We start from the raw sequence: 21,189 nt of genomic DNA on the forward strand, positions 1-21,189 counted from the left end.
CTGCTGGGCATGCTGCCCCGCCGCCCCACCTCGCTGCCGCCCCTGCGGCGTAGTGAGGCCGAGGCAGCGGGCCTGCACCCCGAGTTGGCCGACTCAGAGCTGATGAAGACGGTGATCTGGCCACAGTTTCGAGACTCTTTGGACTTAATTGCCAATACCTTGCAACTGCTCCAGACCCGAGCGCCCTCCAAGGCTATCGCCATTACCTCGGCCCTGCCGGGGGAAGGCAAAACTACCCTTACCCTGGGGCTGGCCTTTAGCCTGGCGCGCATGGGGCAACGGGTGCTCGTCATTGACGCTGATCTGCGGCGCTCCGGTATTCAGGCCGGGCTGGGGCTGGCGGCAGAGCAGGGGCTCTCGGGTCTGTTAATGGGAGGCTCAACCCAGGGTCGCCCTCATCGGCTCGACTTTGGCACCGTGTTTGTCGATGTTTTACCGGCTGGCCCCACTCCTGAAGATCCGATCTCCCTGCTGAGCTCGCCGCGATTTCAGCAGCTGCTAACCCGTGGCAAAGAACGCTACGACCTGGTGCTGGTAGATACACCACCCCTGATTGGCATGGCCGATGCCTTAAAAGTGGGGGCTGTTTGCGATAGCACGGTGCTGGTTACCCGGCTCGATCGCATTACCCAGTCTCAGCTCAACGAGGCGATGGCCCTGTTGACCCACCTCAACATGATGGGTCTGATTGCCAACGGAGCGAGGCAGTCGCCCAGTCGCTATGTATATGACGCATTGCCCAACGGCGATGGTCAGCGCATTCCAGCTGGAACCAGTGCCTGAGCCGAGTAGAGCAGGGCCAATCTACCCCAGTAGACCGTTTATCTGAATCGTTGCTTTGCTTTTACTGCTGTAATTCAGGAGCTGATAAATCAGCATACGACCTATGGTTTACTCCACTAAAACACACCCTTTGACCCCGGGCCCAATGCCCGACTCCCAGGCCTCAGCAGGTGTTGTCGCAGATCAAACCCTGTGTCGATTGTTGTGGCGGCAAGGACGACTCTGGGTAGTACCGCCATCTACATCGCCTTACCAGATTGCCCTACCGGCACTGGCCCAGCCCGAATGGTTTCAGTCTTGCCTAGATCGATCTAAGGCCGAGGCCGTGGTCATTGACCCCTGCCTCGGTAGCGAGGTGGTGAGTTTTTGGGCCCAGGCCTGCCACCAAACCGGCAAACCCCTCTACCTGCGGCTGCCCACCATGCGGACTCTGCCCGTCAAGCAAAACGCCTGGGCCTGGCACACCAAATGCATCTTAGAACGCATCATTGGTTTGGTGCTGCTGGTGCTGTTTAGCCCCGCCATACTACTGTTTGCCATTGGCCTTAACCTACAAGACGGTGGCCCCGTTTACCAGTACAGCTGGTGCATTGGCCAGCGAGGCCGCGTCTTTCGCATGGCTCAGTTTCGCCGTACCTCGATCAAAACCGGCCAAACAACTCGCCTGGGCCTATGGCTCGAGTTCACTCGCCTCGATCGACTGCCCCGCTTGGTCAACCTAGTCCGCGGCGACATTACGCTGATTGGCACCAAGCCCTGGCTTATTGATGAAGCCGTTCGGGTACCTGCCGAGTTTCATACCTGCCTCAACGCCCTGCCCGGCATCATTGGCCCCAGACCCATGGGTCTCAACATGCCCACCCTAGACATTCAGGGAATTTGTCAGCGTGAGCGCACTTACATCGAAACTTGGACTCTGTGGCGCGATAGCCGCGCTGGCCTACTGGCACTGGCACAAGTCTTTACGGGCTCTGGCACTAATTAATAGGGCGAAATGACCAATGACCAGGAATGCGCATGAATTTCGTGTGTTCGGCATTCGAAGATCTGGGAACCACGCTATTTTGCACTGGATAATGGACAACCAGCAATCACCGGTTGTCTATCTCAACAATATTGGTCGGCAGAGCGTCGATCCTTACTCAGCCTGGGCCCAAATTTACGTTAAAGGACTTCCCTTTTGGCGCTGCAAACCTAAGGCGAGTAGCTACCTTAAGCATCTAATTCGCCAAGAATCGAAGTTTAGATTCGTTAATAATGACCCAAGCATACGGGTCAACTTTATTCGGAGGTATTCCCCAAAAGAGAATCTTATTGTCAGCTACGAAGACAACTTTCTAGATAATGAGGCTTTTCTGGACTATGAACTGAACCATGATGATTACGTCGGTCACAGCGATCGCAGAAGCGATATCTTAATTCTTCGAGATCCCTATAATCTGATGGCCAGCTTAGTTAAGTCTGGGAGAATGAATCCGGCAAACTGCGATCGCTTTATTCGGCTTTTTAAGCAGTACGCTAGAGCTTTTTTGGATAATCCTCAGTACGGCAGTGTTAAGCCAAAGATTCTGGTTAACTATAACGACTGGTTTGTTTCGACTGAATATCGAATAAAAATCGGGCATGAAATTGGCTTCTCAACCCAGGGTGAAGCCTTTGAGAAAGTTCCTGGGGATGGCACGGGGAGCACTTTTGATAGCCTAAACTTATCTGGGAAAGCAAGCCAATCAAAAGTTCTTGAGAGATGGAAATCCATGGTTGAAGATGAATTTTATCGCAGCTTATTTAAGGATGTTGAGCTCGTTGAAATGTCCAAGCAAATCTTCGGGCTATCAGTAGATTTCTGATTATCAAGTTTTTACCTTCAGTATCGCTTTAGTTAAGGACTCCAGCTATGAAACGCGCTTTAGTGACCGGCATTACTGGCCAGGATGGCTCATACCTCAGCGAGCTGCTGCTAGACAAGGGCTACGAAGTCCACGGCGTCATTCGCCGCACCTCGACGTTTAATACCGATCGCATTGACCATATTTACGAAGACCCACACAAAGCGGGGGCAAAGCTGTTTCTGCACTACGGCGACCTCACCGATGGCACCACCCTGCGGCGTATTTTAGAAGAAGTGCAGCCCAACGAAATCTATAACCTGGGTGCCCAGTCTCACGTGCGGGTGAGCTTTGATTCGCCAGAGTACACCGCCGATGCCGTAGGCATGGGCACCCTGCGCCTGCTAGAGGCCATTCGCGATTACCAAGCCCGCACCAGCAACGAAGTGCGCTTTTATCAGGCAGGGTCTTCAGAGATGTTTGGCCTGGTGCAGGCGGTACCCCAGAGCGAAACCACCCCGTTTTACCCCCGCAGCCCCTACGCCTGCGCCAAGGTCTACGCCCACTGGCAAACCATTAACTACCGCGAGTCGTACGACCTGTTTGCCTGCAACGGCATTTTGTTTAACCACGAGTCGCCCCGGCGCGGCGAGACCTTTGTTACCCGCAAGATTACCCGCGCCGTGGCCCGCATTTTGGCCGGTACGCAGCAAAAGCTCTATATGGGCAATCTCGATGCCAAGCGCGACTGGGGCTACGCCAAAGACTACGTGCGGGCCATGTGGTTGATGCTGCAACAAGACCAACCCGACGACTATGTAGTCGCCACCGGCGAAACCCACTCGATTAGAGAGTTTCTAGATATTGCCTTTGGCTATGTCAACCTCGACTGGCACCAGTACGTCGCCTTTGACGATCGCTACCTGCGCCCGACCGAAGTTGACTTGCTAATTGGCGACCCCGCCAAGGCCAAAACCCAGCTAGGCTGGCAGCCCTCAGTCACCTTCGAGCAACTGGTGAAGCTGATGATCGATGCCGATATTCGAGCTGTGGGGCAAACTCATCCCAACGGGCAGCAACCGGTGTTGGCAGCAGAGGATGCGATCATTCGCCAGATGGTCGGGGCATCGCTAGTTTAGATCGACTCTCTTGAGGGTGAGTAATCTTAGGATTGGCAAAACAAAGTATGCCATCCATTACACGCCCTCGACTGACCCGACGGTCACAGGCCAACACCTTTTACCTTTCTGCGGAGTCAATTTTCGCCAGGCTTAGAATTTCAGGAGGAAGTGGAACGAAGTGTAACCCAAGACCAAACTAGGTTTCATGTTTTGCTGGGTACTACTAGCGCTCGACCAAATTCATTTGAAACCAGAGGTTTTTCATTTTTTAGCAGCTAATCAGAGGGGCTGATGAGAAGTGCCTCTTATTACCTGACCTATTTAGCCAAGCTTTTGGTAGAGAAAACATGAAAATAGCATATGTGACTACCTATGATTCATCCGACATCCATGCCTGGTCTGGCTTGGGTTTAAACATCAAAAATTGTCTTAAAGGTGCAGGCTTCTCAGTTGTAGGAATTGGTGGTCTCCAACAGGCAAACAGTCGAGTCACAAAAATCAAGCAGCGTATTTATAAGAAACTATCTCAGCGATATCTCACTAACCGAGATCCTCGAATTCTTAAGGCTTATGCCCGCCAAGTTGAACAGCAACTTCAGAGTCTTCAGCCAGATCTGATTTTTAGTCCCGGTACTATTCCTATTTCTTATCTCAATACAAATTACCCTATAGTTTTTTGGACAGACGCCACTTTTGTCGGCATGATTGATTATTATCAGACATATACAAGACTCTGCCACGAGTCTATCAGAGCGGGTAATAAAATGGAGCAGCAGGCCCTCAGTAAAGCCAAATTTGCGATTTATGCATCACACTGGGCGGCTAAAACAGCTATCGAAAATTATCAGGTCGATCCAAATAGAGTAAAAGTCATACCTTTTGGAGCTAATGTTGAATGCGATCGCACCCTGGAAGATATAAAAACTACGGTAAAAGCTAAATCTTTTGATCGGTGCAAGCTATTGTTTTGCGGAGTCGACTGGTTTCGGAAAGGCGGTGACGTTGCTCTCAATGTGGCTAAGGTGCTCAACCAAATGGGGCTGCCGACAGAGCTCAGCATAGTTGGCTGTAAGCCGCCCCATGATGTGCCAGACTTTGTCAAAGTCTATGGATTTATATCCAAAAAAGATAAACTAGGAAAACAACAGATCGATCAATTTTTCTCTGATTCGCACTTCTTAATTTTACCATCTAGAGCAGAATGTTTTGGCCTTGTCTTTGCGGAGGCTAGTTCCTTTGGGCTACCCTCTATCTCATCTAATACCGGAGGAATTTCGACTGTAAATCAAGATGGTGTTAGCGGTCAGACTTTCTCAATAGAAGACCCTCCCGAGAAATATGCTCATTACATTAAATCCTTAATGGAATCTCAGCAGAGCTATCGTAAGCTTGCACTGTCTGCTTTTGAGACATTTCACCAGTCGTTTGCCTGGTCAGTAGCAGGCAAACGGATTCTCAGTTTGCTTCAAGCTATGCCATAAATAGCTCTATCCATATCTTGATTTACTAGAGAGACCACCCATGAAAACAGCCTTAATTTGCGGCATATCTGGACAAGATGGAGCCTACCTGGCCCAACTTTTACTCGAAAAAGGTTACACCGTCTGCGGCACCTCCCGAGATGCTCAAATGTCGTCGTTTAGTAGCCTCAAGCGGTTGGGCATTTACAACCAGGTAAAGCTAGAGTCAATGGCGCTGACTGACTTTCGCAGCGTGTTACAGGTGCTTACCAAGGTCGACCCCGACGAGATCTACAATCTGGCGGGGCAAAGCTCGGTGGGCCTCTCCTTTGAGCTGCCGGTCGAAACCTTAGAAAGCATTGCCACGGGCACCCTCAACCTGCTGGAGGCGATCCGGTTTTTGGCCAAGCCGATCAAGCTCTACAACGCAGGCTCTAGCGAGTGCTTTGGCAATACCAACGGCGAGCCCGCCGATGAGCAGACCCCCTTTCGGCCTCGTAGCCCCTATGGCGTGGCTAAAGCGACCGCCTTTTGGGAAGTCGCCAACTATCGCGAAGCCTACGGCATCTTTGCCGCCTCGGGCATTTTGTTTAACCACGAATCGCCCCTGCGACCCCAGCGGTTTGTGACCCAAAAAATAATCGCTACTGCTCAGCGCATTGCGGCGGGCAGCCGCGAAATTCTGCGCCTGGGCAATACAGCTATTCAACGCGACTGGGGTTGGGCGCCCGAATATGTGGAGGCTATGTACCTGATGCTGCAACAGCCCCAGCCCGATGACTACGTAATAGCTACTGGTCAGGCCTTTGCCCTGCAAGACTTTGTAGCCCAAGCCTTTGCCAGCCTAGACCTAGACTGGCAGGCCCATGTGGTGATTGATCAAAGCCTGTACCGCCCCACAGAAATCGCCCACAGTCAGGGCAACCCCGCTAAGGCCAAGCGCCAGCTGGGCTGGAAAGCACAGTTTGCCATGCCCGATGTGGTGCGCCATATGGTAGCAGCCGGAAACAAAGATGCCGGAGCTACCGACTCTTTCAAGTTTTCATAAAGCCCGGCTGACTTCTCCGAAATTATACGGATTGCTCGCCAAATATTGAGAAGTATTAACCAACTATTGAGCCAATCTATGGTTAGCCCCTCTTCCCAAAGCCCAGAGCCGCAAAATCGACTGCGGGTGCCTAAGCGCCCCAGCCAGCCAGTGGCCATTCAGATCTACCGTCCAGCTAGCGAAATGCGTCGCCCCATGCAGCTATTTCGCCGCATGGGGGCCGATCTCCTGGCCTCACGCGAACTGGCCTGGCAACTGATGAAACGCGACATTAGCGCCCAGTATCGCGAGTCGTTTTTAGGCGTTGCCTGGGCGGTTATTCCCCCCATTGTGGCCTCGGCGGGGTTTGCCTTTGCCGCCAGCGCCAAGGTAATCAATGTGGGCACAACCGATATTCCCTACCCGGCCTATGTGCTGATGAGCACGGCTCTGTGGCAGACCTTTAGCGAGGCGGTGATGCTGCCCATGCAAAAGGTAGGGGCCGCCCGCATGATGCTGGCCAAAATTCAATTTCCGCGCGAGGCGCTGATCTTGGCGGCGGCGGGGCAGGTGTTGTTTAACTTTGCCATTAAGCTACTGCTGGTAGCCGGGATGTTTTTGTGGTTTCGCCTAGCGGTGCCGCCGTCGATTGTGCTGGCCCCGGTGGCGCTGCTGCATTTGGTGCTGCTGGGCACCGTGTTGGGCATGTTTTTGGCCCCATTGAGCGCGCTGTACCAAGACTTTCAGAAGGGGATGCAGCTGCTGTTGGGCACCTGGCTATTTTTGACCCCGGTGGTATACCCGCCCCCCAGTGGAGAGGGCTTGTTTGGTCTACTGGTGCGGTTTAACCCGGTCACGCCGTTGCTGGTCACCACCCGCGAGCTGATTACTACGGGCACCATCTCCGACCCGCAGGGGTTTTGGCTGGTAAGTGCAATTGTGTTTACCGGTTTGCCGGTGGCCTGGGTGGTGTACCGATTGGCGATGCCCTATGCAATTGAGAGGTTTAGCTCGTAATGACATTAGTAGCTGAAAATACACAAGCGATGACGGCACCTAAAGATTCAGATGTGGTGCTCTCGGTGCAGGGGGCCTCAAAGAAGTTTTGCCGCGATTTTAAGTCGGCGCTGTTTTATGGCATGCAAGACATCTCTAGTGAGGTGCTGGGTCTGCGCGGCGACAAAAACGACAAGCTGCGCAAAAAAGAGTTTTGGGCGCTGCAAAGTGTGAGTTTTGAGCTGCGCCGGGGCGAGGCTCTGGGCCTGGTGGGCAAAAATGGCAGCGGCAAGTCTACGCTGCTGCGGGTAATTGCCGGGTTAATTAAGCCCGATGTCGGCTCAGTAATGGTCAAGGGGCGCGTGGCCCCGCTGATTGCCCTAGGGGCTGGGTTTAACCCGGTGCTGACAGGGCGGGAGAATATTTATGCCAACATGTCGATTTTGGGTTTAACCAAAGAAGAAATCGACGATCGCTTTGATGATGTGGTGGCCTTTGCCGAAATACCCGATGCGATCGACTCGCCCGTGAGAAGCTATAGCTCCGGTATGCAGGCAAGGTTAGGATTTGCCTGCGCGATTCACACCGATCCTGATGTTTTATTGATTGATGAGGTTTTGGCGGTTGGAGATAGTCGCTTTAGGGGCAAATGCTTCCAAAAACTTCATCAGCTGAGAGAATCCAAGACAGCCTTTATTCTTGTAAGTCATAGCTCGCATACAATCTTAACAGTGTGTGACTCTTCTGTTTATTTGCTAAAAGGCATTAGCAAAGGATATGGGAGAACTCCTGAAATTATCAATCAATATGAAAAAGATCTCTTCACAGAAGACACCAACATATCCAATGGCTTTATCGAGCTAGACCCAAATAGAAAATCAACTAGTAATGGACTAGATATTGAATCCATATTTTTCAGAGATCACCAAGGAAAGATAGTCAATACTCCAAAAACAGGGAAAGAAATAACTTTATGCATAAAGTGTAAATCCGAAAGAACATTTCCCAAGTTAGGAGTCACAGTCGTTGTCAAAAAACTTGCGGATGGCGGTGAAACTATCCTCTCAATGAACTGTATGCAAGACGGGAAATTACTCTCCATAAATTCGGGAAGATATGAATTTCAGACGCGAATTGAAAAGCTTGGTCTTTTAGTGGGAACTTACTTAATGGATATATACATAAAGGATGACGGATTATATTATCTGGACTCCTTTGAAACATTCAGGTTCACCGTTGAGTCAGACATTTTCAGCAACGAAAGCTTATATTTTCAGCCTCGAGATTGGGCAGTAGAACCAATAGAGTAACCGTAAGCTAAGTAAAGGCAACGAGGTGTCATGAATATTTTAGTCGAGCAAAGTGGCTACCCACTAGCAAACATGGGCGATCTAGCAATGCTCGAGATGAGTATATGTAGACTAAAGTCTTTATATCCTGATGCTAAGTTTAAGGTTTTCAACAGCGCGCCTGAAAAACTTAAACACCATATACAAGATGTTCAATCGTTGGGAAATTCAGGCTTAAACATTTGGCTGTCTCCATTGTCAAAAAGATATGTCGAAACACTACCAAAGGCTTATAGAGAAAGTTGCTTACATTGGGAATGGAAGTTCAAAGTGAATCACCCTTTCTTGGCCAAGCGATTAATTGAATATAAATACAGATATTCCCCTGAATCCTTAACTAATTTATCGAACTTTCTAAAATCTCTAGAAGAAGCCGATCTTGTAGTAGCTACTGGTGGCGGATATATCACTGATGCTTTCCCAAATAAAGTTAATTCAACTTTAGGCATCTTAGGATTAGCACAAAAAATGGATAAACCTACAGTCATGCTAGGCCATGGTCTTGGACCTTTTAGTTCTAGGCTTACGGTTTCACAAGCCAGGCTAGTTTTATCAAGAGTAAAAAAAATTACATTAAGAGAAAAGCTGAGGAGTTTACCTTTTCTTAAATCATTAGGAATCGATAACAGCCAAATTATCGTAACAGGAGATGATGCGATTGAATTATCCCATCGGAATAGATCTAAGAATTTAGGAAATGGAGTTGGCATCAATTTAAGAGTCGCAAAGTACTCAAACATAGCTTCAGATTCATCCGAAGTGCTGCGAAAGTGTATCCACAAATTTGCAGCAGAGATGAAAGCACCCTTAGTATCAATACCGATTGAATTCATTGAACACAACTCAGATGTTTCTAGTATCAGAAAAATTACTGATGGCTATGACGGCGAAATCAGGGAAATTACTATGCCTGAATCGCCGGATAAAATAGCAAAGCAGATTAATCATTGCAGAATCGTAATAACCGGAAGTTATCATGCAGGGGTTTTTGCGTTATCACAGGGGATCCCTGTTGTAGCCATCGTGAGAAGTCAGTATTACGTGGATAAGTTTTCGGGTCTATTTGATCAGTTCGGCAATGTTGGAAGCAAGATCTTATTTCTTGAAGATAGAGACTTCTCAGAGAACCTCCAGAGCACGCTAAGTGAGCTGTGGGATTTTCCTGAGGAAAAGCGTTATTTACTTTTGGAAATAGCATCTAAGCAGATAGAAACAGGGAAGAAAGCTTACGACCAGGTCATGAAAGATTTACCACCTATAGAGAATGTGATTGAGAATTTGTAAATGGCACTTATATCTTACTCCAAAAAATTCATTTTCGTTCACATATACAAATGCGCTGGTAGTAGCATGAATTCAGTCCTGTCTCCTTATTGCGAGCCAAAAAGGACAGATAAAGCCTTAGCAAAAATTGGCTTTCGCAATAAAAAATTTAGATTCGATAGCTTAGTACCGAAACATCCAATGGCAAAAGAAATACGTAATCAGCTACCCCGAAAAACCTATGACAAGTTCTTTAAATTTGCTTTTGTGAGAAATCCTTGGGATATGGAAGTTTCTTTATACAGTTACATGCTGCAAAACCCCAAGCACAGACAACATAATTTAATCAAAAGCCTCAACAGCTTTGATGATTACATCGAATGGAGGGTGACCCAAGATCTTCACTGCCAATACAGGTATATCCTCGATGACGATGGCAACCAAATAGTTGATTACATCGGTAAGTTTGAGAACTTAGAGGATGATTTCGATAATATATGTCAGAGAATTTCTATATCCGCAAAACTTCCTCACGTTAATAAAAGCAATCGTGCCAAATACACAGAGTTTTATACACCTCGTTCGAAAAAAATAGTTGAAAAATCCTTTGAGAAAGACATAGAGATATTTAAATACTCTTTTTGAATCAATCAGCATAAGGAAATTATTGTAATCTTGGGAATTAATCTATTTGGCCCTGATCTGCGAATGCATAATTATTTTTGGTTTTTTATTATGCCCAAAAAATTTACTAAGGCAGTTAAGAGTAGAGCTCTGAAAATACCTGCTATTCGCGCAATGCTACCGCGTAGAGCACACGCCTACTGCATTGGAACTGCAAAATCAGGAACCCATTCAATTGAAGCAATATTTAGAGGAAACTTGCGCTGTGCCCACGAGTCAGAAAGTCATCAAGTAATCGACTTCATTTTAGATATAGCCAATAACAATATCAGTGATGATAAGGTTCAGAGATATATTTTAGAAAGAGATCAAAAACTAAGACTTGAAGTTGACTCTTCGCAACTTAATTATTTCTTGCTTGACCAACTTCTAATCTTATTTCCAAAATCAAAATTTCTCCTTACTATCCGTGATCCGTATGCCTGGCTTGACTCGTTTATAAACCATCAGCTCGGACGTCAAGCATCTGAGCATTGGCTGCGGCTTCGAGATTTCCGATTTAAGCCTGAATTGTACAGTCATCCAAAGGAAGAAGCTACACTCCGAGATAAAGGGCTTTATACATTAGATGGCTATTTGTCATACTGGTCTGAACATAATCAGAACGTTATCAACACAGTTCCAAAAGATAGATTACTTATTGTTCAGACCAGTAAAATAAACGAGAAATCAAAAGAGATTGCTAAGTTCATAGGTGTATCAGACGGTAAAATTGTCCAAAGGAACTCCCATGCTTTCAAAGCTAAGCAATACTTTAACGTGCTCAGTGAGCTAGATCAGCAATATCTTGAAAGCAAGGTTGATTTTCATTGTAGAGATCTCTTATCTGAGTTTTTCCCAGACATTTGCTCAGATTCTGTTATCCGCTGACATTCAAAGCATACGGAGAATGACGAGGTAAAGTAATATGACTATGCACTTGTCAGTTATTATCTGTACTCACAATCCACGTAAATCTTATATTGAGAACGTTATTGACAGCCTTAAGGCTCAAACCTCTCCATTTCAGCATTGGGAACTAATATTAGTAGACAACGCTAGTGATGAATATTTAAAGGATAAAATCAACTTAAAATGGCATCCTAACTCACGGTTTATTCGCGAAGAGAAGCTAGGACTTACTAGTGCAAGATTAGCTGGCATCAGAGAATCTCAGGCAGAAACTCTAGTTTTTGTTGACGACGATAATGTTTTGGATGTGAACTATATAGAGGAGGTCATTCGGATTAGTAACGAGTTTCCTTTCCTTGGCGCTTGGGGCGGACAGATTTTTGGCAAGTATGAAGTTCCACCTCCAGAATGGGCTGAGCCTTATCTTCCAAAGTTGGGTATCCGTGAATTTGATCAAATCAAGTGGTCAAACCTAGTTCATCAGTATGAAACGACGCCCTGTGGTGCAGGAATCTGCGTACGAAAAAGGGTTGCTGAAGAATATGCCCGTCTGGTAAGCGAGAGCTCTGAGCGCTTAAAGCTTGGCAGAATAGGGCAAGCACTTACTGCTGGTGAAGACTCTGACTTAGCATTTACCGCCTGCGACGTTGGCCTAGGAATGGGTATTTTCCCCTCTTTGAAGCTAACTCACTTAATTCCATCAAAGCGTTTAGAAAAAACTTATCTCATAAGGCTTATTGAGGGCATGAATTATTCTCAAAGGATTCTCGATTCTTTGAGAGGTAAATCCCCTATACCTAGAAAGATTACCTGGACAAGCAAAATAAAAGAGTTTTACTACCTACGACGAATTTCAAAGACTAAACGCGAATTTTATTTGGCACAACAACGTGGGTTTGACCGTGCAGTGGAAACACTAAGAGATACAACCTCACCACTTAGTAAAGACAATGTCTAAACCCAGCTTCACATTCTGCATTCCCAACCTCAACAAAATCGACTTCTTGCCCGCCTGCATCGACAGCATGCTAGCTCAAGATAGCGATACCTGGCGCTGTGTCTTTGTCGATGGCTACTCCACCGACGGCAGTTGGGACTACATGCAGCAGTTTGCCAACGACCCCCGCTTTACCCTACTGCGCGGCAAACGCCAGGGCATGTACGCCGACTGGAACTATTGCCTAGAGCAGGTCACCACCGAATACTTCTACATGCTCACCAGCGACGATCTCTGCTACCCCAGACTGGTAAGCCAAACTACCCAGGCCCTCGACCAGTATCGCGATATCGACGCCTGCCACTTTAAGTTTGAGTACATCAACGAGCACAACCAGATTACCCGCACCTACGACGACATTGTCGCCGCCGAGATGCCCATCTATCTCAGCGCCAGCAGCTATGCCCATCGCAGAATGGCGATGTTTGAGTTTTTGATGCACTTTGTCTACCGCACCATTTATCGCACCATGACCTCCCTGGTGCTGCGGCGCAGCGTTATCGACACCGTTGGTTTCTTCTCTCGCCAGTATGGCCCAGCGGGAGACTACGACTGGACCCTGCGCTTGGCGATGCACACCGATGTACTGTTTCTGCCTGAAACACTCACTGCCTGGCGTAAATATGAGGGACAGGCTACCCAGTCGCCCTATGCCGTAGACAGCTGTAGGCGCATGCTTGCGATCGCAACCGCCAACCTCAAGGCATATCAAACGCTCAAAGTAACCCCAGAGTTACCAGAGCAACTGCTGCTGTCGTTTTTATCCAACACCTATGAGACAGCGCTGTATCGGCACGCCCACAATCCCCAGCATGGGATTGCCAACATCAGGCAACTCGGGCTGGCCGTTTACAGCTACCCGCTCCACTATCTCAATGCCCTAGCCAAGCGGCTACGGTTTCCTTTGCTGCAACCGACCGTAACAAAAAGCGGGCTAGCCACAACCCTCATGCAACGCTACCACCTGCGGTGGCCCCCAGAAGCCATCGACCTGCCCCAAAGCCAGGCTCAGTCTTCTCTTTCTCGCTAGGGCTTAATCACAATGACTCAGACTAAACCTAAAGTATCTGATCTAGCTCAAACGACCCGGCTTTCGGTTGGTATGCCAGTGTTATTTAAGAGCAACCCGTACCAGGATAAATTGCTCTGTCATCTGGTTGATGCCAATATTGCTATTGATACGGCTGAGTTTAGATCATTATTTAAGAAAATCGTTCGGAGAGAGCCAATTCAAATACTCCACCTGAACTGGATTCATACGTATCTCAAAGCTAGAAATTCGCTTAACTCCCTCTATCGGTTTCTAACCTTTATTCTTAGGCTGCTCATTATTCGCGTTAGGGGAGTCAGCATTGTCTGGACGGTGCATAATTTGAGCAGCCATGAGGGCAACTACCCGTCTGGGCTCGATAGGTGGGCGCGACGAATTTTGGCGAATCTATCACGGGCAATTATTGTTCACTGCCAAGTGGCTGAGGAGGAAGTCAAAAAGAAATTTGGCGTCAGCAATGCAGAGAAAATATTCCTAATTCCCCACGGGAACTATATTGATCTCTATGAAAATACGATAAGCAGGCAAAAATCTAGAGAAGAGTTGGGCCTTGCCGAAACCGATAAAGTCATTCTTTTCATGGGAATTATTCGGCCCTACAAGGGAATTTATGAGCTAATTGAAACTTTTAAGGCAGTTGGCAAGTCTCAGAATGTGAAGCTCATTATTGCTGGCAAGCTTCTCGAAGCGGGTGATGCCGAAGGTATTGCGGATGCCGTGAAGAATGTGAGCAACATTTTGTTTAAACCGGGCTACGTACCCGATCGCGACGTGCAAATTTACATGAATGCCTGCGATGTTGTCGTACTGCCCTATAAAAATATTTTGACTTCGGGGGCGGCTATTTTAGCCATGTCATTTGGTAAGCCCTGCGTCGCCCCCAGCATTGGCTGTATGGAAGAGTTTATCGGGTCTAAGGGCGGTTTTTTATATGAACCAGAGCAGTCAAATGGCCTAGAAATAGCTCTGCATCAGGCGACTGAAAGTTCTTTTGCAGAGCTAGAGCAGATGGGGCAACTCAATCTTGCTAAGGCCAAGAGTTGGGATTGGGAGAGTGTGTCTGAACAGTTCAGATGCGTCTATGAATACTGTATTAGAACTTGAGGTCAGGTTGCTTAGATTAGACCACCATTAGCAGCGTTTGAGGGAGTAAACCATGCAGCCAGAGTCTCATAGCTATTTTGTATCAGTCATTATTCCCGTCTTTAACGATGCCGAGCGACTCCAAGTCTGCCTGATGGCGCTGGCTAAGCAGACCTTTCCCCGCGATCGCTACGAGATATTAGTAGTCGATAACGGCTCCAGCGATGACATTCAGAGCGTGGTCGATCAGTTCCCTGGTGCAACTCTGGCCTACGAAGCCCAACCGGGCTCTTACCGGGCGCGCAACCTGGGCATTACCTTGGCTCAGGGCGAGATTCTGGCCTTTACCGATTCAGACTGCACCCCGGCCCCAGACTGGCTAGAAATCGGAGTGGCTAAGTTGCTCAACCTGCCCAACGCGGGGCTAGTGGCGGGGCGAGTTGAACTTTACTACCAAAACCCCAATCGCCCCACAGCAGTAGAGCTGTTCGACAGTATGTCTTTCTTGCAGCAAAAAGACTATGTTGAGCAAGACCACTTTGGGGCAACGGCCAATCTATTTACCTTCAAAACAGTTGTCGAGGCCGTTGGCCCCTTTAACACCAGCATGAAGTCCGGGGGCGATGCCGAATGGGGTAACCGGGTGTACGACCAGGGCTATAGCGTTGCCTATGCCGAAGACAGCTGGGTAGCCCATCCTACTCGCCAAACCTGGGGCCAGCTCTATAAAAAAGTCGTGCGAATCACTGGCGGCGGGTACGACCTCCATACTCAGCAGCGCCGCCGCCTGAATTTGAGGGTCTGGCTCAAGCTCTTGCAAGACCTTAAACCCCCCTTGCGAACGGCACTACAGCAAATTAACGGCAGCCATCGTCTGACTACGAGCTACCAAAAAATTCAGGTTCTCGGCCTGATTTACGCCATCTACTACGTAAAAGTGTGGACCAGGCTGCGCTTGCAGCTGGGCTACAGTTCTCAGCGACAGTAGAGCCTGGGGGCACGCTACCGGCTACAGGTACCACAAATTTTGGGCAAGCGCCACCATGAAACTCTTCAAAATCGCCATCCCCTTCTGGCAGCACTGGCTCCAGCTCTACGGTGAGCACCCCGAGCTGGCCACCCAGTCATGGGCTGAGCAGCAGGCCACCATTAACCGCAACTGGTTTGGCTATCCCCACGCCTGGAAAGATGCCCTCGAACCCCTGGGCTACAAGGTGGTCGAAGTGCTGGCCAATGTGGAGCTGGTGCAAAAAACCTGGGCTGCCGAACGCAGCTTTGCCTACGACGAAACCACCTGGAAGCACGACATACTCAAAGGCCAAATTTTAGAATTTCAGCCTGAGATTTTGTTTGTGGCCGATATGTTTCAGTTTGCGCCAGAGTGGATACAGTCGGTGCGCCAGAGCTGCCCCTCGATTCGGGTGGTGATGGGCTGGTGCGGTGGCCCCTGGCCCAACGATGCTCTGTTTAAGGCCTACGACTTTACCCTGTCGTGCGTGCCCGAAATTGTCGAGATTCTCAACGGCTGGGGACACCGCACCTTTCACCTCAACCACTCCTTTGACCCGCGCATTTTAGAGCGCCTGGAGATGGGACGATCGCCCGCTATTGACTTCTCATTTATCGGCAATATCAACCGCAACAGCCAGTTTCATGTCGCCCGCGACGCCACCCTGGAGCGACTGGTATCTGAAATCGACGTCGAGATTTTTACCCTGGCTTTTTACACTAACGACAGCCTGCCCACCAACGCCCGGCGAATCGCTAAAGCCCAGCTGTTTAGGCTGCGCCAGAGGTTGATGGCGGCAGGTCTGCCTACCGACTGGCTCGATCGCCTGCCGCTGCTCAAGACAGTTGCCCAGCTAGAGCACCCCCCGCGCCGAGCAGTGAACCCCCGGCTCAAACCCTTTATGCAGCCGCCCCGGTTTGGCATGCCCATGTTTCAGACCCTGCGCGACTCGCGGGCGACCTTTAATAGCCACATCGATCTGTCGGCCAACTCGGCCTCTAACATGCGGTTGTTTGAGGCGACCGGGGTAGGCACCTGCCTGGTGACCGACCACAAGGTCAATCTAAACCAGCTATTTGAGAGCGATCGCGAGGTGTTGACCTACCGTTCTCCGGATGAATGCTTAGAAAAGGTGAAGTGGGTATTGGCTCACCCCAAACAGCGAGACGACATCGCCCAAGCTGGGCAGGCCCGCACCCTGAAGGAGCACACCCTGGCCACCCGCGCCCAGCAGCTCGATGAGATTTTGCAGCGCGAGATGCAGCGATCGACAGTGCTGGTTTAGGGCCGAGGTCGGCGATGGCGTTGCGGTTGAGAACATCAATGAAAATTGCCCTGATTAGTTTTGAATACCCCCCCGATACGGCCTACGGCGGCATTGCCACCTATGCCCACCAGGCGGCTACCCTGCTGACCTGGCGCGGCCATACCGTTGAGGTGTTTGCGGGTAGCCGCGATCGCAGCGGCACCGACATTGAGGGTGCGGTTACCGTCCACCGCATTCAGGTGAAGCAAAAGATCGACTTCATTCGAGCAGTAGTGCCGATTTTTTTAGGCCGCCATCAGGCTACCGCCTTTGACGTCGTCGAAGGGCCAGAATATGGGGCCGATGCAGCAGGGATTGCCCAAGCTGTTCCCGACTTACCCCTAGTGGTCAAACTGCACACCCCCCGCGAACTGATCGACCTCTACGAAGGTCAGCCTAATGCGATTGATCAACTCCGTACCCGTTTGGGTGCCCTGCGACGAGGCATTCACCCCCTGAGAAATTTAGAGCAGACCCATACTCTAGAGGCCGATGAAATAGCGGCTCCCTCCTGGGCACTGGGCAAAGACCTGATTCAGCGGTGGGGACTGAACTCGGCAAAAGTTCACCAGTATCCGCTGCCTTTTACCCCCGATCCCAACCTGCTCGCAATCCCCGTCAACACCTCCACTCAGCGAGTTACGTTTATCGGGCGATTAGACATCAAAAAGGGGGTTGTGGATCTGGCGGACGCTATTCCGCTGGTTTTAGCGCAGTTACCCACCGCTCAATTTCGCCTGATTGGGCGTAACGGCCAGTCTCCTATACCCCAGATTGATATGCAGACGTTTCTGACCCAACGTCTGCAATCCGATCTAGCTTCTGTAGAGTTTACGGGGCCGGTGCCCGCCGATCGCATACCAGATTATCTGGCCAATACCGATATTTGCGTCTTTCCCAGCCGCTGGGAGAGCTTTGGGCTGGTCTGTCTGGAGGCGATGACCGCTGCCCGGGGGGTAATTGGCAGCAGCGCTGGAGGCATGGCCGAAATTATTACCAGCTACGAGGTGGGTCGGCTAGTGCCGCCCCAAAACCCAGCCGCGATCGCGGCTGCCATTATCGAGTTGCTCAACGACCCAGATCTACGCATGGAGCTGGGCCACAATGCCCGCCAGCGAGTCTTGGCTGAGTATAGCGGCGATCGCATTGGGCAGCTGCAAGAAGCCAGCTACCAGCGCGCGATCGAGGCCCATCAGGCGGCGGGCCGCCGTCGCCGTCGCCTGTGGCTGTAGCAACCCGTCAGTTTTTTCTGGTTCAACTCAATCGACTCATCTCAAACCCTTAGGAGGACTTAGCGATGCCCGACCTAAACCCCACTGAAGCCCCCCTCGTTAGCGTCGTTATTCCGACCTATAACCGCAGCGACTATTTGCAGGAGGCGATCGCCAGCGCTCTCGGCCAAACCTACACCAATATTGAAGTTGTCGTGACCGATGACTGTAGCCCCCAGAGCCCAGAGCCATTGATTCGGGGTTTCAACGACCCTCGGATTCGCTTTTTGCAAAACGACCAAAATCTCGGCATCACCCTCAATATCACCAGCGGGTTTGAGGCCGCCAAGGGCAAATATGTCGCCAGCCTCAACGACGACGATCGCTGGACACCCGACTTTCTCACTCGACTGGTGCCCCATCTGGAGGCCAATCCGCAGCTATCGGTAGCCTTTTGCGACCACTACGTGATTGACGCGGCGGGCGAGATCGATCACCAGGCCACCGCGCAAAATAGCCACGAGTGGAAACGCGATTGGCTATCGGAGGCTGTCTACCAGCCCTTTTGGCACTTGGCCCTGGTCGATCGAGCCGTATCCTGTGCGGCGGCGGCGGTGATTCGCAACGATGCGATCGCCTGGTCAGAACTGCGCGCCGCTGGTCAGGCCGGTATGGGCCGTCACTGGGACTACTTTCTCGGCTATTTGGCCTGTCGAGAGGGGCATGGCGCCTACTTTTGCCCCGAATACCTAACCGAGTACCGCGCCCATACGCAGAACATTACCCAACTGACCAATCGCAAAAACAACACCACCAAAATCAATTCTGGATTTTCGCGGGTCTATTGCTACGAGCGATTCTTGGCCGATGATCGGCTAAAAGACCTGTGGCCCTATTTCAAACAGCAGCTCGCCGTGGGCAAAACCACCCTGGGGATTGGTATGCTGCGCGACGGTAAGACGTCGCAAGCACGGGCCTATTTTTGGCAGGCCCTCCAGCAAAACGTCAACCTTAGAACGGCGGCGGCCCTGACCTTAAGCTTCATGCCCTCGCTGGTGACGAGCCGAGTTTAGCTAGCCCCGGCTTTGATGTCAGGCGATTAGCCGATGCCCCCACCTAAGACTATGCCGAAAATTCTGTATTTAATTGCCTCCCACACCAACCCTGCCCAGGTGGCTATCCTAGCTGAGCGACTGATTCAGGGCAGTGCCGACGCCCAGGTGTTGATTCACCATGACGGGGCGCAGCCTGTCCTCGATGCTGCTCTGTTCAAAAGCCGCGATCGCATTCACATTTTTCCCCAACCGATTTCGGTGCAGTGGGGCAGCTTCTCAGTGGTCGATGCCGAACTGCGCTGCATCGCCTGGCTCTTGCAACAGGGTATCCCGTTTGATTGGCTGGTGCTGCTGTCGGGTCAAGACTATCCCATCCAGCCCTTGGCTCAGTTCGAGCAGCTGTTAGCCCAGACCACCTACGATGGCTTTATCGAGCACTTTCCTGCCCACAATCCTCCCGCTACCCAGTGGAACTGGGACAAACACCTTAGCTTTGAACGCTACTGGTTTCGCTACTACAGCGTGCCCGCCCAGCTCAAATGGTTATTTCGCAAACTCTATCGCCCAGTCAACTGGAACCCCTGGCTACGGGTCAAAGGCGGACGCTTTGGAGCCAAACTTGCCCTGCGACGGCGCAACACTCCCTTTGATGGAACCTTTAGTTGCTATGCCGGGTCTCAGTGGCATACCCTCAATCGTCGCTGCGTCGAATACATTGACAACTTTGTTCAAGACCGCCCCGACATCGTGGAGTACTACCGCCACACCATGGTGCCCGACGAATCGTTTTTTCAGACGATTTTGGTCAATCGCCCCGACCTTGAGCTCTGCAACGACAACCTCCGCTATATCTCCTGGACGCCGCCCTACCCGGCCATTTTGCAAAGCCAGGACTTTGACGCCCTGATCCGGTCCGGTAAATACTTTGGCCGCAAGTTTGACATCACTGTGGATGCCGATATTTGCGATCGCCTCGATACCCACTCTCAATACCCACTATTTAGGCGTTAGTCCCTAACGACGAACGCTCAGCAGCCTACCACATTACCATCTCGGTGCGATCGCCCTGGCGTGAAACACTCATAAAACTTGCCTACTCCGAGACTTTCTGTGCGGATGGCTCCGATAACCCCTGAAACAGTAAGGAGAGGATTATTCTATGCCCCCTGCTTTTATGAAAACTACCGTCCTCATTCCCACCTACCGCCGCCCGGAGGATCTCAAACGTTGTTTGGCAGCCCTTCAGCAGCAGCACCAGCCGCCCAATGAGGTACTAGTGGTGGTGCGCGATAGTGACCAAGACACCTGGGCCTTTCTCAATAGCCACAGCTTTGCACCGCTGCCGGTGCACCCCCAGGTGGTGACCCAACCGGGCCAGGTGGCCGCCCTCAATGCCGGGCTAGAGGCCGCCACCGGCGACATTATCGCCATTACCGATGACGATGCTGCCCCCCACCCCGAGTGGCTGGCTCGGCTAACGGCCCACTTTGAGGCCGACCCCCAGGTGGGCGGCGTGGGCGGTCGCGACTGGATGTATCTCTGCGATCGCCTGCAAGATGCCACCGTACACCCCGGAGCTTCAGACGTAGTGGGCCGGGTGCAGTGGTTTGGCAAAGTGGTGGGCAATCACCACATTGGCCAGGGTCAGCCCCGCGAAGTGGACGTGCTCAAGGGGGCCAACATGAGCTATCGTCGTCAGGCCATTGGCGACCTGCGGTTTGATGCCCAGCTCCAGGGTAAAGGGGCCCAGGTGCACAACGACCTGGCCTTTAGCCTAGCCATCAAGCAGCGCGGCTGGAAGCTAATCTACGACCCGGCGGTGGCGGTCGATCACTTTCTGGCCGCCCGGTTTGACCGCGACCAGCGCACCCAGTTTGACGCTACCGCCTGCACCCAGGCCAGCTACAACGAAACCCTAGTGCTGCTGCGCTACTTTCCCTGGCTGAGATGGCCTGTTTATATCACCTGGGCCGTTTTGATTGGCACCCGCAAAGCACCAGGACTGGTACAGGTGCTGCGTCTGCTGCCAATGGAGCGCGATGTTGCTCTAAAGCGAGGGTGGGCTACCCTACGGGGC

20 protein-coding genes are annotated in these 21,189 nt (G+C 50.8%); all 20 read left to right on the forward strand.

All coding sequences use genetic code 11. From position 1 onward, the window contains the following. Positions 1 to 783: CpsD/CapB family tyrosine-protein kinase (locus IQ254_RS19890; RefSeq protein ID WP_193967903.1), on the forward strand; the 783-nt coding region annotated here is incomplete at its 5' end. A gap of 145 nt (positions 784 to 928) precedes the next feature. After that, entirely contained in the window at positions 929 to 1,768 is an 840-nt protein-coding gene (gene hepC, locus IQ254_RS19895; protein ID WP_193967904.1) for a heterocyst development glycosyltransferase HepC, read from the forward strand. 91 nt (positions 1,769 to 1,859) lie between these two features. Beyond that, positions 1,860 to 2,630 carry a hypothetical protein gene (locus tag IQ254_RS19900; protein WP_193967905.1) on the forward strand — a complete coding sequence of 257 codons (771 nt, stop codon included), beginning with the start codon at positions 1,860 to 1,862 and terminating at the stop codon, positions 2,628 to 2,630. Between the two features lie 47 nt (positions 2,631 to 2,677). Then, entirely contained in the window at positions 2,678 to 3,748 is a 1,071-nt protein-coding gene (gene gmd, locus IQ254_RS19905; protein ID WP_193967906.1) for a GDP-mannose 4,6-dehydratase, read from the forward strand. 329 nt (positions 3,749 to 4,077) lie between these two features. Then, positions 4,078 to 5,211 carry a glycosyltransferase family 4 protein gene (locus IQ254_RS19910; protein WP_193967907.1) on the forward strand — a complete coding sequence of 378 codons (1,134 nt, stop codon included), beginning with the start codon at positions 4,078 to 4,080 and terminating at the stop codon, positions 5,209 to 5,211. Between the two features lie 40 nt (positions 5,212 to 5,251). Next, positions 5,252 to 6,238 carry a GDP-mannose 4,6-dehydratase gene (locus IQ254_RS19915; protein WP_193967908.1) on the forward strand — a complete coding sequence of 329 codons (987 nt, stop codon included), beginning with the start codon at positions 5,252 to 5,254 and terminating at the stop codon, positions 6,236 to 6,238. 183 nt (positions 6,239 to 6,421) lie between these two features. After that, positions 6,422 to 7,234, forward strand: coding sequence for an ABC transporter permease (locus IQ254_RS19920; protein WP_278000351.1), 813 nt, complete (start codon positions 6,422 to 6,424; stop codon positions 7,232 to 7,234). Continuing rightward, on the forward strand, positions 7,234 to 8,523 hold the full coding sequence (locus tag IQ254_RS19925) for an ABC transporter ATP-binding protein (protein WP_193967910.1): 1,290 nt from the start codon (positions 7,234 to 7,236) through the stop codon (positions 8,521 to 8,523). Before IQ254_RS19920 ends, IQ254_RS19925 begins: the two co-directional genes overlap by 1 nt. 30 nt (positions 8,524 to 8,553) lie before the next feature. Beyond that, the gene (locus IQ254_RS19930; protein ID WP_193967911.1) at positions 8,554 to 9,846 is read left to right on the forward strand and encodes a polysaccharide pyruvyl transferase family protein; all 1,293 of its coding nucleotides are present in this window, start codon (positions 8,554 to 8,556) and stop codon (positions 9,844 to 9,846) included. Beyond that, positions 9,847 to 10,470 (forward strand): sulfotransferase family 2 domain-containing protein, encoded by a 624-nt coding sequence (locus tag IQ254_RS19935; protein WP_193967912.1) that lies wholly within the window; start codon positions 9,847 to 9,849, stop codon positions 10,468 to 10,470. It begins immediately after the preceding gene. Between the two features lie 90 nt (positions 10,471 to 10,560). Next, positions 10,561 to 11,379, forward strand: a complete 819-nt coding sequence (locus tag IQ254_RS19940) for a sulfotransferase (RefSeq protein WP_193967913.1) — start codon at positions 10,561 to 10,563, stop codon at positions 11,377 to 11,379. Positions 11,380 to 11,416: 37 nt separating this feature from the next. After that, positions 11,417 to 12,358 (forward strand): glycosyltransferase, encoded by a 942-nt coding sequence (locus IQ254_RS19945; protein WP_193967914.1) that lies wholly within the window; start codon positions 11,417 to 11,419, stop codon positions 12,356 to 12,358. Next, the gene (locus IQ254_RS19950) at positions 12,351 to 13,427 is read left to right on the forward strand and encodes a glycosyltransferase (RefSeq protein ID WP_193967915.1); all 1,077 of its coding nucleotides are present in this window, start codon (positions 12,351 to 12,353) and stop codon (positions 13,425 to 13,427) included. The genes IQ254_RS19945 and IQ254_RS19950 overlap by 8 nt, the downstream gene beginning before the upstream one ends. 12 nt (positions 13,428 to 13,439) lie before the next feature. Then, positions 13,440 to 14,552, forward strand: a complete 1,113-nt coding sequence (locus IQ254_RS19955) for a glycosyltransferase (protein WP_193967916.1) — start codon at positions 13,440 to 13,442, stop codon at positions 14,550 to 14,552. Positions 14,553 to 14,604: 52 nt separating this feature from the next. Then, complete coding sequence (locus IQ254_RS19960) at positions 14,605 to 15,519, forward strand: glycosyltransferase family 2 protein (protein WP_193967917.1); 915 nt, start codon at positions 14,605 to 14,607, stop codon at positions 15,517 to 15,519. A gap of 55 nt (positions 15,520 to 15,574) precedes the next feature. Continuing rightward, on the forward strand, positions 15,575 to 16,825 hold the full coding sequence (locus IQ254_RS19965) for a glycosyltransferase (RefSeq protein ID WP_193967918.1): 1,251 nt from the start codon (positions 15,575 to 15,577) through the stop codon (positions 16,823 to 16,825). 38 nt (positions 16,826 to 16,863) lie between these two features. Next, positions 16,864 to 18,078, forward strand: coding sequence for a glycosyltransferase family 4 protein (locus IQ254_RS19970; protein ID WP_193967919.1), 1,215 nt, complete (start codon positions 16,864 to 16,866; stop codon positions 18,076 to 18,078). Between the two features lie 65 nt (positions 18,079 to 18,143). Further along, positions 18,144 to 19,130 (forward strand): glycosyltransferase family 2 protein, encoded by a 987-nt coding sequence (locus IQ254_RS19975; RefSeq protein ID WP_193967920.1) that lies wholly within the window; start codon positions 18,144 to 18,146, stop codon positions 19,128 to 19,130. 51 nt (positions 19,131 to 19,181) lie between these two features. After that, entirely contained in the window at positions 19,182 to 20,123 is a 942-nt protein-coding gene (locus tag IQ254_RS19980) for a beta-1,6-N-acetylglucosaminyltransferase (protein ID WP_193967921.1), read from the forward strand. A gap of 148 nt (positions 20,124 to 20,271) precedes the next feature. Then, on the forward strand, positions 20,272 to 21,189 hold a 918-nt coding region (locus IQ254_RS19985), incomplete at its 3' end, for a glycosyltransferase family 2 protein (protein WP_228040908.1).

The sequence above is a fragment of the Nodosilinea sp. LEGE 07088 genome (assembly GCF_015207395.1).
Classification (GTDB): Bacteria; Cyanobacteriota; Cyanobacteriia; order Phormidesmidales; family Phormidesmidaceae; genus Nodosilinea.

Coding starts and splice junctions, on each gene's coding strand:
- IQ254_RS19955 (WP_193967916.1), top strand. CDS start 13,440: ATGACTCAGACTAAACCTAAAGTATCTGATCTAGCTCAAACGACCCGG.
- IQ254_RS19910 (WP_193967907.1), top strand. CDS start 4,078: ATGAAAATAGCATATGTGACTACCTATGATTCATCCGACATCCATGCC.
- IQ254_RS19950 (WP_193967915.1), top strand. CDS start 12,351: ATGTCTAAACCCAGCTTCACATTCTGCATTCCCAACCTCAACAAAATC.
- hepC (WP_193967904.1), top strand. CDS start 929: ATGCCCGACTCCCAGGCCTCAGCAGGTGTTGTCGCAGATCAAACCCTG.
- gmd (WP_193967906.1), top strand. CDS start 2,678: ATGAAACGCGCTTTAGTGACCGGCATTACTGGCCAGGATGGCTCATAC.
- IQ254_RS19935 (WP_193967912.1), top strand. CDS start 9,847: ATGGCACTTATATCTTACTCCAAAAAATTCATTTTCGTTCACATATAC.
- IQ254_RS19900 (WP_193967905.1), top strand. CDS start 1,860: ATGGACAACCAGCAATCACCGGTTGTCTATCTCAACAATATTGGTCGG.
- IQ254_RS19945 (WP_193967914.1), top strand. CDS start 11,417: ATGACTATGCACTTGTCAGTTATTATCTGTACTCACAATCCACGTAAA.
- IQ254_RS19980 (WP_193967921.1), top strand. CDS start 19,182: ATGCCGAAAATTCTGTATTTAATTGCCTCCCACACCAACCCTGCCCAG.
- IQ254_RS19965 (WP_193967918.1), top strand. CDS start 15,575: ATGAAACTCTTCAAAATCGCCATCCCCTTCTGGCAGCACTGGCTCCAG.
- IQ254_RS19940 (WP_193967913.1), top strand. CDS start 10,561: ATGCCCAAAAAATTTACTAAGGCAGTTAAGAGTAGAGCTCTGAAAATA.
- IQ254_RS19930 (WP_193967911.1), top strand. CDS start 8,554: ATGAATATTTTAGTCGAGCAAAGTGGCTACCCACTAGCAAACATGGGC.
- IQ254_RS19925 (WP_193967910.1), top strand. CDS start 7,234: ATGACATTAGTAGCTGAAAATACACAAGCGATGACGGCACCTAAAGAT.
- IQ254_RS19915 (WP_193967908.1), top strand. CDS start 5,252: ATGAAAACAGCCTTAATTTGCGGCATATCTGGACAAGATGGAGCCTAC.
- IQ254_RS19960 (WP_193967917.1), top strand. CDS start 14,605: ATGCAGCCAGAGTCTCATAGCTATTTTGTATCAGTCATTATTCCCGTC.
- IQ254_RS19975 (WP_193967920.1), top strand. CDS start 18,144: ATGCCCGACCTAAACCCCACTGAAGCCCCCCTCGTTAGCGTCGTTATT.
- IQ254_RS19970 (WP_193967919.1), top strand. CDS start 16,864: ATGAAAATTGCCCTGATTAGTTTTGAATACCCCCCCGATACGGCCTAC.
- IQ254_RS19920 (WP_278000351.1), top strand. CDS start 6,422: ATGCGTCGCCCCATGCAGCTATTTCGCCGCATGGGGGCCGATCTCCTG.